Source organism: Paenibacillus sp. FSL R7-0312, from assembly GCF_038004445.1.
GTDB lineage: Bacteria > Bacillota > Bacilli > Paenibacillales > Paenibacillaceae > Paenibacillus_AQ.
The window spans coordinates 5735437-5748643 of record NZ_JBBORE010000001.1; the positions used below are offsets into that span (position 1 = coordinate 5735437).

Below are 13207 nucleotides of genomic sequence, written 5' to 3' on the forward strand. Positions count from 1 at the left end.
CAGCTTTGACGAATCAGGGGCTTCATAAACGAATCCTTACAGATTTACATTGCCAACGATATGCACAAGGTACATCATGCCGCCGAGAAAGCCAGCGAGTACAAAATAAGCAATACCATATCTCCAGCGTGACGCGGCCGGCACATCATAATATTTATCATTATCAAACACCGTAAAGCTGATCTCACACTGCATCTTCAGCTGCAGCTTAGCATCCACATACAGCTGGTCCAGCTGCACGATCCGGACTTTACTGATAATAGACTGTACAGGCATAGTCGTTGTACCGTAATAGTCCAGATTATCCCAGCGGACACCAAGATATTGCTGGCGGTTCAAATCACTGTAGGTGGTAAAAGGTAGTTCTCTTTTGTGCTCAGGTCCGGGAATCAGATACCCTTGATCCTGCAAATCCTCAATCGGTATCAGGAAGCTTTTCATAACCGCATGCATCTGCTTCTTCGTGCGCCGGCTGATATATTTCTTGTACATGTCATAAGCAAATAACAGCCAGATAATACTGAACAGAATAGATTTCAGATAGATGATCACTGCCAGACCTCCAACCAGACCTACCAGCCATAACCAGCGGGTAACCGCAGTTGCAATTCTTCCCCCATCCAGCGGATGAATCGGCAGCAGGTTGATCAGGTTAAGAAAGAATCCGACATAAGCCAGTGAAAAGAGTAGCGGGCTCTGATAATAATAAGCTGCTCCGAAGACGGCGGCCGCGCCAATGCCCCCCAGAATAGGGCCTCCAAAAGCAACGTAGGCTTCCTCTCTGGCATCCAGCGGTTGTTTCTTCATCGTAATTAATGCACCCATAAAAGGAACAAACAGCGGTGCGCTCACCGGCAACCCGATCCGCTTAGCGGCGATAACATGGCCGATCTCATGAACGAATAATAAGGCAACGAAGCCCACTGCAAATTGCCATGGTGAGATCAGAGCATAGGCCCAGATAGACACCATCATCGAAATCAGCGGTCCCGCAATCTTCCCCAGCTTGAGCAAAGACAGAATAGTTTTGCCCTTCAGCAGCAGCAGTACTCCCGCGCTACCAAGCCATCCCATTATGCCTGAGCTTTTCTTTACCTGCTTGTTTTCCGGCAAAAGTCTCATTCTCCTTTATTTCTGTATCTGGTGTTGACATAAGCCATCACCTGCATATATGATATCCAGTAATTAGGATAACCACAATAGCTATGAAGAGAAAGAGTACCTTGGCCATTCTTTCACAGAGAGCTCCAGCCGCTGAAAAGGAGCAAAGAAAACCCACGGGAATATGGTCTCAGAGCTGCGCATCGAAGCCCGCATAAACGGGACGTAGGCTGCGCCGGAACCCGCATCCGTTACCATGCTAGGGTATACCCGCAGGCTTATGCGGACGTACCTGAAGAGGTGGATGCCGCAAGGCATTGATGAATTTGGGTGGTAACACGTGAGCGCAGGCTCTCGTCCCTTTTGGGGATGAGAGTCTTTTTTGTGCGCTTAGAAACCTAAACATGTTTTCCGAAACGGGTTTTGTCCGAAGCCGTTTCAAGGAAAATCTGTCAACAAAACTTATAGGAGGACAATGACATGACAAACATTTTTATCGGAGGGGCTTGGCCGTATGCCAATGGCTCCCTGCACCTGGGCAGGCTTGCGAGTATTCTGCCGGGAGATATCCTGGCCCGCTATCACCGTGCCAAAGGCGACGCTGTGCTGTATGTCTCCGGCAGTGACTGCCACGGCACTCCAGTTGCTGTACAGGCAGCGCAGGAAGGTGTATCCCCTGGTGAATTCGCCAGCAGATATCATCAGGAGTTCGCCGATTGCTTCCGTTCGCTTGGATTCACCTATGACTTATACACCCGGACCGATCAGGAGCATCACCACAGTGTGGTGCAGGAGCTGTTCCTTAAGCTGCTGGATAACGGCCATCTGTACCAGAAGTCTACGCTCCAATGCTACTGTGAGCAGGATCAGCGCTACTTGCCGGACCGCTATGTAGAGGGAATCTGCCCGGTCTGCGGACAGCAGGCCAGGGGTGACCAATGTGATTACTGTTCTACGATACTCGACCCGGTTGACCTGCTGGAGCGTACCTGCAAAATCTGCGGAACCCCTCCGGTGCTGCGTTCCACCCTGCATTATTATTTGTCACTGTCCAGCTTCCAGGGCGCACTTTCAGAATACGTAGATTCTGCGCAAGGCTGGAGAGACAATGCTGTGCGTTTAACCCGCAGATATCTGCAGGAAGGACTGCAGGACCGCGCTGCAACGCGGGATCTGGACTGGGGGGTGGATGTTCCGGTGGACGGCTTCACGGACAAGAAAATCTATGTGTGGATCGAAGCGGTCAGCGGCTATCTGTCCGCCAGCAAGCAGTGGGCTGCCGGGACCGGCAACCGCTGGGAGGATTTCTGGCTGGAATCCACTGAGAGCAAAGACGCCGCGTACCCTCCCATTACGGCCTATTATGTGCATGGCAAGGATAATGTGCCTTTTCACAGCCTGATCTGGCCGGCTCTGCTGCTGGGTGCTGGAGACCTGCATCTGCCGGACCGCATCTTCTCCTGTGAATACATGACGCTGGAAGGGGAGAAATTCTCCACAAGCCGTAACTGGGCCGTCTGGGTGCCGGATATTCTCAGCCGCTACGACCCGGATTCCATCCGGTATTTCCTGACGGCGAACGGTCCTGAGAAACGGGATGCCGACTTCTCGTGGAGAGAATTCATCTACAGCCATAACAGCGAGCTGCTGGGCGCCTTCGGTAATTTCGTTAACCGCAGTCTGGTATTCGTGAATAAGTTCTGGAATGGCGAGGTTCCTGAGGGTACAATGGATGCCGTTTGGGCCAGCAGCATTAATACTCTGTACAGCGAGACCGGGAGACTTATTGAGGGGGGCAGCTTCAAAGAAGCGCTGGAGCATGTCTTCACCCATATCCGCCAGGCCAACAAATATTTCGATCAGCAGCAGCCGTGGCTGCAGATTAGGAATGACCCCGCCGCCTGCGGCAACACGCTGTATACCTGTGTGCAGATCACCGCTAATCTGTCTAATCTGTTGAACCCGTTCATTCCATTCTCCTGCGGCAAGATCAGGCATTTCTTTGCCTTAGAACAGCCTTTATGGCAGCCAGTGTCCGTTCCGGCACATCAGCCGGTGCTGGAGCTGGAATTATTGTTCGAACGGATTGATATCGCGCGGATTGGGGAGGAGACCGAGCGCCTCAAGAGCTTGCAACGCCGTGGCGGCGAGGGCTAGCAGCTCCGTGGCAGCTAGAGTTAGTAGCTCCGTGGCAGCTAGAGTTAGTAGCTCCGTGGCAGCTAGAGTTAGTAGCTCCGTGGCAGCTAGAGTTAGTAGCTCCGTGGCGGCGAGAGTTAGCAGTGCCGTGGCGGCGAGAGTTAGCAGTGCCGAGCTCTAAGCACTGCTCCGCGGGACATGCACTAATTAGTCTCTAATAGGAGAATGGCTGCTGTATAGCAGCGAAAACATCCTTTGTGGTTGGCGGAAACTGGCAGAGTTTCCCCAGTTTGACGAGGTATGAGCGGGAACTTGGCGGGAACTCGCGGGATCTTGCATGATCATGCGGAGTTTCCCCATTTTGACGAGGTATGAACGGGAACTTCATCTGCCCTCGTCAACTGGCTGAAGAGGCGGACTGAGATTCCGTTATTCCTGCAAATCAGGCAGATACGCCGGTCAATCGGACTCAGAATCTCTTATATGCCCGGCGGCCCCTCACTTTGGGGCCGGATGAACAAAATAACGGAATCTCAGTCCGATTCAGCCCCAAAAAGCGCCTTTTCCGGGAAATAGGGTCCTCTCAGTCCGCTTAACATTGCGATGAACACTTGCTCCAGTACACCTGTCATCTGTTACTTGTTACGTGTCACCTGTCATCTGTCGCCTGTCACTCGTCACCTGCTACCTACTACTCGTCACCTGCTACCTACTACTTATTACCTGCTACCTCCTACCTTTAACCTGCTACCTGTTACTTGTTACTTGTTTCCGTTTTCGTTTTCGTTTTCGTTTTCGTTTTCGTTTTCGCAAGAATCCGAACATTGGCGGTATGCCGGCGCAACTTAAAAAAAGCGGCCTTATCTTACCGCTCACAAAAACAAGCGGTGCAGATAAGAACGCTTTTGGATTTCGATGCATAACCGATGCTGCTGCAGTTCTCAAACCTTCTGCCTTTAATGGCCGGGAAAGCGCCCTCCGGCTGCAACACCCTGCGGGGAGATCCGCTCGATCCGGGCCAGATCATCCGCTGACAACACCACCTGCAACGCGCCGAGATTCTCTTGGAGCCGCTCCAGCCGCTTGGTTCCCGGGATTGGCACAAGTTGATCCCCCTGCGCAAGCAGCCAGGCCAACGCAAGCTGCGAAGGAGCGCAGTCCTTCTCGGCTGCCATCTGCACGATCAGAGAGACCACTTCGAGATTTCTGGCGAAATTCTCTCCCTGGAACCGCGGGTAGTGACGGCGGTAATCGTCCAGCGGCAGGTCGTCAAAGCTTTTAATCTGACCGGTCAAAAATCCGCGGCCCAGCGGACTGTAAGGCACGAATCCAATGCCCAGCTCTTTGACCAGCGGCAGTATTTCATCCTCTACCTCCCGGCTCCAGAGCGAATATTCTGTCTGCAGTGCCGTGATGGGATGTACCGCATGTGCCCGGCGTATCAGCTCAGGTGAAGCTTCCGATAAGCCAATGTAGCGGATCTTTCCTTCCTTGACCAGTTCAGCCAGCGTGCCTATAGTCTCCTCGATAGGTGTGTTCGGATCAGGACGATGCTGATAATACAGATCAATATAATCCATACCCAGATGATATAAGCTGGCATCTATGGATTTTTTGATATAAGCCGGATCACCCTTGGGGCCCTGAGTATGCGTAATGCCAAATTTGGTCGCAACGACCGCTTTATCCCGTCTGCCTTTAAGCGCGCGACCCACGAGCCTCTCATTGCTGCCAAAACGCTGAAGCGCGAAATCTCCATAGATATCCGCTGTGTCCATCAGGGTTACTCCTAGGTCGAGTGCCCCATGGATCACTTTTACCGACTCTTCATTGTCCGGCATCATCATCGTTCCTAGTCCCAGAGCCGATACTGTCAGTCCTTCGTTTCCCAGTGTTCTTGTCTGCATTCGGTTGTCTCCCTCTTTTCCCGGTGAAAGATTCTTCGGATATGTCCCTATTGTAGCCTTCCTGCCATGGAGCAGCCACAGTACGTTTATGCTAGTAAGATCATTACCAGGGAACAGCACAGAAATAGCAGCAGACCGGCCGTTCAAATGACTTAATTCGATTCTAGGCTCTCTGCCACAGGTGTATAAATACAGATATGCAGACACGGGTGGTCGGCCAGACTTGCCACAGAGTTGATGTCATAAGTCACAGACTGATTCGTGCCGAGACTTTGTATGACTACACGATTTACTTTTTTGCCTTGAATGTTGTGCAGTTTCCACATGTCAGCGAAATCCATACTGTCCTCACAAAGCTTCACTACCATGTCTTTGTACCAGGGGTCGTGCAGATGCATGTCATAATAGGTTCTGAACACAGCTACTGAGTAGAGCGCGAACTCCTCCCAATTCAGCATCCGGCGGCGCAGCCCCTGATCGAGAAACAATAGACGGAGCATAATACGCTCGGAAGCGGGCTGCTTCCCGAAATCACTAAGGACTTCACCCGCCTTATCATTCCAGGCCAGAACCTCGGACCGCTCATTCGTAATAAAAGACGGATAAGACAGCTGGCTGATAATATCCCGCCACTGCGGATTCAGATCGGGACTCACCGTATTAATAGAAGGAACTGTATCCGGCATACCTGGTTTCCACAGCTCGAACAGATGCATCCGCTCATCAGGGGTCAAGCGCAGGGCCTGGCTGAGACTCTCCATAATCTCTCTGGAAGCGGTAACTTCTCTGCCTTGCTCCAGCCACGTGTAATAGGTGCTGCTGACACCAGCCAGAATCGCCACTTCCTCCCGCCGTAGTCCGGGTGTTCTGCGCTGGCTGTTAGTTTCCTTAAGCCCAGCAGCTTCAGGCTGCAGCCGGTTCCGGCGAGATTTCAGATACTCTCCAAGCCGCTTGAACTTCGAATTCTCATCGCTCATAAACTAACCTCTTCTCACAGCAATTGGTGTCCCTATTCTACCTTATTCTCTGCCGTTCACAAACTTACACGGAACTCGGACTTGAGAAGCAATAACATGATCTCTCGCATAAAAAAGCTGCAAACCACCTTCGCATTCGCAACGCCAGCTATAGTAATAGCCCCACTGGCTTCTCCAAGCCGCCGTCGCGGTTAACATGGACGAAGCTATGGGGCTTAACTATCTCGCTTTTATCTTTCTGCTGCTTGCCTACGTTTCCATTACAGCCTCACGAATCTCAGCAGCCTGTCCAGCAATTTTCTGCAGTTCGGCTGCTATAGCTTCTACAGAGCCCTTCCACAGCTTGCGTCCTAATTCTTCGCTGGCATGAGTTGGATCACCAATGACACCCGTTGCCGAGTAGTTGGTGAAGTCGAGTCCGGGATCATCCCAATCCGGTTCACTGCTGTCGGGATTCTCAATCAGCTCCTCACGGATGCACTCGGGATGTTTGTAGAGCCCCAGTGATGTGGTGAAGCTGTCGGCATGACCACCCGGAATATGTGGATCGGCATGTGTGCACCAGACCTCATGGAACGGATGATGCGGAATATGAACTATGGCTTTTCCTGCATACTCCTGATTGAATTTCACAGCGACCTGGTTCAGCATATGTCCACCGCAGCCGCGCATAATCACGAGCTGCCTGAACCCCTGGCCGGCCAGTGAAACCAGAACCGCATAAATCACATCCTCATATACCTTCTGCGGGATGTCGATGTAGCCATATCCGTAATTACGGTGCTCGGGAGTAGGACCAAACGGAATCGTCGGAATTACCAGCGACTTCACACCGTAGCTCAGATTTGCCATAGTTGCTGCCTCAATAGACAGCTCGGTGGCCAACCAGATATCAAAATCCACCGTCGAATGCGGCCCCTGCTGCTCCGTGCAGCCGGTTGGAATAATAGCCATATAGCCTTCGGCTACTTTTTGCTTAATCTCCAGAAAAGTTAACTTCCCATATTCTACGTTCATCTAGAATCTCCTTATATGATACTGCATTATATCTTCCTGCTTAGACTAACTATAAATTCAGGCTTGGTCTGATAGGCCATATAAGCAACTGTACCGTCAAACGCCAGATAAGCTTCATAACGGGTGCGGATAGCGGGGCTAGTAATCATCTCAAGCACTTTATCCCGGCTGATCCAGCAGCTCTCCGATGTTTCATCCGATGTTGCTAATGCCCCGCCGATTGGCCGGCACACATAGTCCAACATCACTTTGGTCGGAACATCGGTTACACCGTCATGCCCTTTGTACATCCCCGTATTGGAATACACGCCGATCAGCCGGTCAACAACAGTGAGGATGCCACTTTCCTCCTGTATTTCACGGGTTAGCGCTTCCATAAGATTCTCACCTGCCTCCACCTGCCCGCCGGGGAACACCCAGCCGCCCTTAAACGTTCGGACCAGCAAAATTTCTCCCAGTTCATTCTTTACAATCCCTCCGACCGCGACAATATGAGTAGGCATAGACATGGCAATCGCTCCGTTCAAGGGTATGATTATTGCGCACCAAAGTACAATTGCTCAATATATCTGGTTTCATTGGCATTCTAGCTCAGCTGCTTGGTATATTCAGTTACTCTCGCGATAAGCGTGGGATATATCCCGGGATACGTAACCGCTTCCGGAATTTCTCTGAATCTGCGAATCTCCTCCATTTCATATGGGGGCAGGGGGCCGAACTTATCTACAGCTGCAAAGTACAGCATCCCGTAGCTCGCAGGTACTTCTTCACTTCTGACCGAATATACGCCTAGAGGGTATAACTTGTACGCCTCAACGCCTGTTTCCTCATACAGTTCCCTGGCGGCAGCTTCATCAGGACTCTCTCCTGCTTCAATATGTCCTCCGGCAAATTCCCATGTGGACCGCTCGCGGTGCCGCACCAGAACCCAGTCCTCCCCCTGCTTCATGACAATCACAACATATTTCAGACCCATCCCGGGCTCAGGCCACCCGGATTCATGCAAAGTTACGATCATTAGAAGAACTCCTTCGGCTTCATTATGTATAATGGAATGATTGAGAGATATTCCCAGGCAACGCCATCATTATAATATATAATCTTTTCCGTGTCGCTCAACTTTTTCGCTGCAAAAAAAGCCCCGCTCACATTCAGCGGGACCTGAGCCTTAAGTTATCATCTGCCGCCAGTAAAGGGATTAATCTCACCTGTCAAATCACGGCTGGCCCTAAGCTATTTCAACGTTATAAAAAAATCTTGCCATTCCCTCACATCGTATGGTATTATAAATTTCGTTGCAGGACGGTAGCTCAGCGGGAGAGCACTATCTTGACAGGGTAGGGGTCATGGGTTCGAACCCCATCCGTCCTATACTGCATCACCTGAAAAAACCCTTATTTTATAAGGGTTTTTTCTTTTTGTCAGCCTATTGCCTCAATGACTCAAATTGTGAATTGGTGCCGATTATGGCACCACTTATTTTTTATCTTTCCAACCCTTTGAGAAAGACATCCTTAGACACCTTTTCATTCGGCCTATTCCCCCGTCCTGGTCGTTTTTACCCTTAAGTCCTTCGCGGTATGTCTTCTAGTGTTCTCCTCAAAATCTTCAATACTACATCAGTACCATCTTTTTTATTAATTTCAAAGCTGTTGTGTGAGAGATAATAGTGATAATTGCGAATATACACGTTTGTTGTATCCTCCCTTAGCGGGAGAGGAGGGATAGTCCTCTCTGTCCCTTAATGATTTGGTGCGGCTCCAGCCTGACGGCTAAGCGTACGCTGTCGGATGATGGCCTATCAGCCCATTGCATCATCTCTTCGTACTGTGCATCAATCACTATGACTATCGATGAAAAAGCTTCAATAAGCTAACTGGCAGAATAGTTTAAGATTAAACGCGGAGAACCCTATCATAAGTAGGGGCAAGTTTTGTATTATGCCGACTATAGGAGCAGTGTTTGCCATATTCCGGTTAGAAGGATACGATAATGCGCTTCTACGAATTTATTTGTGCTAAAGATTGTAATGTACCTATAAGGGATCTTTTGCCGACTCACAGCAAAAGATCCCTCCGCCGTTTGGGCAAGAGGAGATCATTAAAAAATGGTGTTGAACTCAAGTTCAATGCTACTCATCCTTCGACGTACCGAATAGGTTCTTGAGGTTTAAGAGAAAAAAAACGCTCCCGTACCTTTGGCTAAAATTACGGGAACATTCCAATCAGTTGTTGAAGTAGTGAGACTGTTCGAGGTCGGGAATCAGGGCAGGTTGCATTGGCTGCCATTCCAGAAGCTCCTGAGTTGCAACGCTTGATCTCGGGATATCGAGTGCTGCAAGCGTGCTGAGGAAACCAAAGTGGGCGTCTGCCTCTTCACGTGAAATGCTGACGACAGGCACGTTCAGATGTTTACCGATAACACTTGCGATGTCGCGAAATGGAACTCCTTCATCTGCAGTCCCGTCTAGTCTTGAACCGGCGGGTGCCTTTTCTAACGCAAGGCGGTATAAATGCGCGGCGTCAAGACGGTGGACAGCGGGCCAGCGGTTGGTCCCCTCTTCGACATAGGCTGATATGCCCTTCGTTTTGGCAATGTTTATCAGTCTCGGCACAAACCCTGTGTCACCCTCACCGTGTACCGAAGGACAAAGCTCTACGATCGAAGTCCGCACTCCACGCTCAGCCAGAGATAATACTACGTTTTCCACTGCCGCTCCATTATTGTGCGTGGTGATTACGAACGGCTTACCAGAACCCTCTAGCGCGGCCCCCATCGCTTCGACCGCAAGCAGATCTGCTGTGAGTGCCCCGGCGAAGTTCGAGAAGTCGTGATTGAATGCCAGATGAATGACCCCGTCCGCAGCTGCCGCGCCTCTACGAAGGCTGTCGAGATCGTCGATGTCGCCACGGTGTACTTCGGCCCCGACATCTTTTAGTTTCGCAGCGCTATTGTCTGAACGCACCAGACCGACGACCTGATGACCCACATCAATAAGTTCACGAACGACAGCGGAACCGATGTAACCTGTTGCTCCAGTGACAAAAACACGCATTATGAAATCCCCCTTAAGATGTTAACCACTAATGTATAAACTATAATTACCACGCAACGGGTCCAGCCTCATCTGAAAACGTTCCTGTTGGACCGTCCGCGCCAATCATCGCAAGCCGGACAGCTTCATGCGCCCCTTGTTCCACGCTACGAGTGCCGGCAAAATTATTAAGTGCAGTCGATGTAAAACCTGGACATGCCGCATTGACCTTAATATTTGTCGATTCAAGCGCAAAGGCAAAGGCAAGTGTCACAGCATGAACTGCCGATTTTGACGCCGAATAGGCCCCGAACATTGCACGATGTGAGTTACCCGGAATAGAGTTCCAGCTAAGGGATCCGCCGCTGCTGCCCATGTTGACGATACGAGCTGCGGGGGCCTCACGCAAAAGTGGTAGCATGGCCTGGGTGACAGCAATTACACCAAAAACATTAGTTTCATAAACCGCTCGAATCTCTTCGAGCGAAGCAACAGTCATAAGACCGCTCGCCGCACCGCTGCTTGGAAACTCACCCGGTTTGCCTGCATGTGAGATGCCTGCATTGTTCACGAGTACATCGAGACGACCGAATTCGTTCCGAATTCGCGCTGCTGCTGCAACGATAGAATTTTGATCTGTAACGTCAAGCTGAAGAGCGTGCGCATCTGCTCCGATGCTGTTGGCTGCAGTTTCCCCATTCTCAAAACTGCGTGATCCAACGAGTACGGTGAAGCCATGTCCCGCAAGATCCTTCGCAATTTGTAAACCTATTCCTTTATTTGCCCCGGTGATCAAGGCTACGGGTTTGATCTGCATGGTTATGTTCTCCTTCTTGGTATGGGATACCATCTATATATTTCCCGTTCGATGTGGGATAATGATATTAAATCACATAATTACGAAACTGTAAAGTTCCGGAACTGAAGAGTTTTAATTATATATTTTAAAAGGAGCTAATTCTATGAGTAAAATAAAAAAGGAAATTTCAGAGAGGGGCGAAAGTCCAGAGGCCATGGCAGACAAGCCTGCTCAAACATTGGGCCGCAAGCGAGATCACACGCGGGATGATAAAATCCTCGAGGCGGCAATAGACATCCTCGCTGATACGAGTTTTGAGGGGATGACAATGGACATGGTCGCGGCTCGGGCAAAGGCTGGGAAGGCGACAGTGTATCGCCGCTGGTCTTCCAAGGCAGAATTAGTCAGAGACGCTTTAGCATGGATGAACCGAAGTCAACTTGAGCTCGAAAGCTTACCAGATACAGGAACCTTGCGCGAAGATTTCCTCGTGCTTTTGAAGCCGCAATCGATTGCGGAAGAAGAGCGAAAATTCCGAGTCCTAGCCGGTCTGGGCTCCTTTTTGCAGCAGCCGGAATTTGCCGAAGCAGGAACAGCGGGGATTTTCGAACCATGGGTGGCTATGAACCGCGAGCTTATGAACCGTGCCGTCGTTCGTGGTGAAATTCCCGCTCACGCGGACATTGAGATGGCTTGCCAGGTCATTACTTCAATGGCTTCCTTTCGCGGACTTATCCAGCGAAAACCGTTCGACAAGCTTTTTTTTACAGCGCTAATCGATGGCATTCTGCTGCCTGCACTCAAAAACCCGCAAGCAGCCCCAAATATTATGAATTGATGATGACCAGGTCCACCTCCTCTTCCTACGCTCCGGCCTGTGTAGGTTAGTTGTTGTCGTTCAATACTGCGACTTGTAACATGGAGCCCTTCGCTAGTTTGATTGCGAACACGATCAAACATTTTATCCGACAAGACTTTCCGCATGAATATTACGGGTCGAGCATTACCTGCCACATTCTTGTTTTTGTTTTTTTGATCGGATAGCTTCTAATACCAATGTGCGATACGATCAGGAGGATAAACAGTACTCGATTTTCAAAGGTATTTATAAAAGTGTTATATAAATTGAATTAAAGAATTACACATTTATACACAATCGATCAATCACTTCCATTGGATTCTGGTTTATGCGTTTCATAAAACTGCTGACAGCGGTTCGAATTTTGTATGTTTTATCGTAAAAAACGTTGTGGATGACATCACTTTTTAACCATTTCCAGAGTCCCTCAATGGGATTGAGATTAGGAGAATATTTGGGCAAAAACACAAACTCTAGCCGGGGTTCATCCTGTAGAAAACGTTCAATGGAAGCTGCTTTATGAATACGACCATTGTCCAGTACCATAACGATTTGCCCGGTAGGATATTCGGTGAGAAGTGAGTTCAAGAAGTGTTCGAACGCCTTTGCATCGTATGATTCGCTTTCTTGGTAAAACACTTTACCCGTTGCATAATCCAGTGTTCCAAAGAGCTTCGCGCCCTCATGCTTGCCATAGGTTTTAATCTTTCGTTGTTGCCCCCGAGGAAACCAATTGTACTGCAGGGATTGGTAGGCTCGAATCATGGATTCATCTTCAAAGAGCAAATGGGCGATTTGTCCGTCCATGAGCTTTTTTTTAAAGTGATTGCGGTCTTCTCCCGAAACCTTTGTTGCTCTTCTGGATTCGCAGCCGTCAAGGTATACGTTGCTTTCGTGTAACTGAATCCAAGTCGATGCAAAAGCAAAGATAGACCACGCTCGCTAAAAGTTTGATCGAATTCACGCTCAATATAGCCAATAACAAGTTTCAAGGTCCATGTGTATTTCGCATCAAATCCAACGTCAGCCGGACGTTTGTTGGTAAGCACTTTGGTGAGTTGGTCCGTCTGTGTTTTCGTCAGTTTTGGAGGTTTACCCGGTGAATGCTCCATCGCCAATGCATCCAGTCCACCATCCCGATATTTATGCAGATAGCCACCTATAGTTTTTCGCGTACGATGAAGAGTCTTTGATATTTGTTCAAGGGTCTGTCCTTCCAATCGAAGGCGAACTGCAAGAAAACGCTCGTACATTCGCTTATCTGTTGTCTGTTTCATCGCTTGTTCCACTGCTTCAATTTCTGTCTGAACTTGCATTTCCTTCACGTCCTTTTCAAATCGTCTTACTTTTTATTACCCGATTTTGGACATGAAGGTT

11 protein-coding genes, 1 tRNA gene and 1 other annotated feature are annotated in these 13207 nt (G+C 49.6%); of the genes, 3 read left to right on the forward strand and 9 right to left on the reverse strand.

The window, feature by feature from the left end; genetic code table 11:
* Positions 1–36: 36 nt before the first annotated feature.
* Positions 37–1122 carry a site-2 protease family protein gene (locus MKX70_RS25280; RefSeq protein ID WP_042235655.1) on the reverse strand — a complete coding sequence of 362 codons (1086 nt, stop codon included), beginning with the start codon at positions 1120–1122 and terminating at the stop codon, positions 37–39.
* Positions 1123–1196: 74 nt separating this feature from the next.
* Positions 1197–1466: a binding site (T-box leader), on the forward strand.
* A 115-nt stretch (positions 1467–1581) separates the two neighbouring features.
* On the opposite strand from MKX70_RS25280, the gene metG reads away from it, so the two are divergent.
* Positions 1582–3258, forward strand: a complete 1677-nt coding sequence (metG, locus tag MKX70_RS25285; RefSeq protein WP_042235652.1) for a methionine--tRNA ligase — start codon at positions 1582–1584, stop codon at positions 3256–3258.
* A 935-nt stretch (positions 3259–4193) separates the two neighbouring features.
* Here the strand turns inward: metG and MKX70_RS25290 are convergent.
* From MKX70_RS25290 to MKX70_RS25310, 5 genes are all read right to left on the reverse strand, one after another.
* Positions 4194–5144: an aldo/keto reductase gene (locus MKX70_RS25290; RefSeq protein WP_340841089.1), complete on the reverse strand. Its 951-nt coding sequence runs from the start codon at positions 5142–5144 to the stop codon at positions 4194–4196.
* Between the two features lie 152 nt (positions 5145–5296).
* Positions 5297–6121 carry a helix-turn-helix transcriptional regulator gene (locus MKX70_RS25295; protein ID WP_340787491.1) on the reverse strand — a complete coding sequence of 275 codons (825 nt, stop codon included), beginning with the start codon at positions 6119–6121 and terminating at the stop codon, positions 5297–5299.
* A gap of 249 nt (positions 6122–6370) precedes the next feature.
* The gene (locus MKX70_RS25300) at positions 6371–7138 is read right to left on the reverse strand and encodes a creatininase family protein (RefSeq protein WP_042235647.1); all 768 of its coding nucleotides are present in this window, start codon (positions 7136–7138) and stop codon (positions 6371–6373) included.
* A gap of 26 nt (positions 7139–7164) precedes the next feature.
* Complete coding sequence (locus MKX70_RS25305; protein ID WP_042235645.1) at positions 7165–7647, reverse strand: NUDIX hydrolase; 483 nt, start codon at positions 7645–7647, stop codon at positions 7165–7167.
* 77 nt (positions 7648–7724) lie between these two features.
* Positions 7725–8156, reverse strand: coding sequence for an NUDIX hydrolase (locus MKX70_RS25310; RefSeq protein ID WP_340787496.1), 432 nt, complete (start codon positions 8154–8156; stop codon positions 7725–7727).
* Between the two features lie 281 nt (positions 8157–8437).
* Here MKX70_RS25310 and MKX70_RS25315 point away from each other — a divergent pair.
* A tRNA-Val gene (locus MKX70_RS25315) sits at positions 8438–8509 on the forward strand.
* A gap of 853 nt (positions 8510–9362) precedes the next feature.
* On the opposite strand, the gene MKX70_RS25320 is transcribed toward MKX70_RS25315, so the two are convergent.
* On the reverse strand, positions 9363–10193 hold the full coding sequence (locus MKX70_RS25320; RefSeq protein ID WP_042235600.1) for an SDR family oxidoreductase: 831 nt from the start codon (positions 10191–10193) through the stop codon (positions 9363–9365).
* A 46-nt stretch (positions 10194–10239) separates the two neighbouring features.
* Complete coding sequence (locus MKX70_RS25325) at positions 10240–10989, reverse strand: SDR family oxidoreductase (protein ID WP_042235598.1); 750 nt, start codon at positions 10987–10989, stop codon at positions 10240–10242.
* A gap of 145 nt (positions 10990–11134) precedes the next feature.
* Here MKX70_RS25325 and MKX70_RS25330 point away from each other — a divergent pair, with 145 nt between their 5' ends.
* Positions 11135–11809, forward strand: a complete 675-nt coding sequence (locus MKX70_RS25330; RefSeq protein ID WP_042235596.1) for a TetR/AcrR family transcriptional regulator — start codon at positions 11135–11137, stop codon at positions 11807–11809.
* 300 nt (positions 11810–12109) lie between these two features.
* Here MKX70_RS25330 and MKX70_RS25335 read toward each other — a convergent pair.
* A protein-coding gene (locus MKX70_RS25335; protein WP_269322090.1) for an IS630 family transposase occupies positions 12110–13146 on the reverse strand; the annotation gives its coding sequence in 2 pieces (ribosomal slippage) (positions 12110–12646 and positions 12649–13146; 1035 coding nt in all).
* Between the last annotated feature and the right edge of the window lie 61 nt (positions 13147–13207).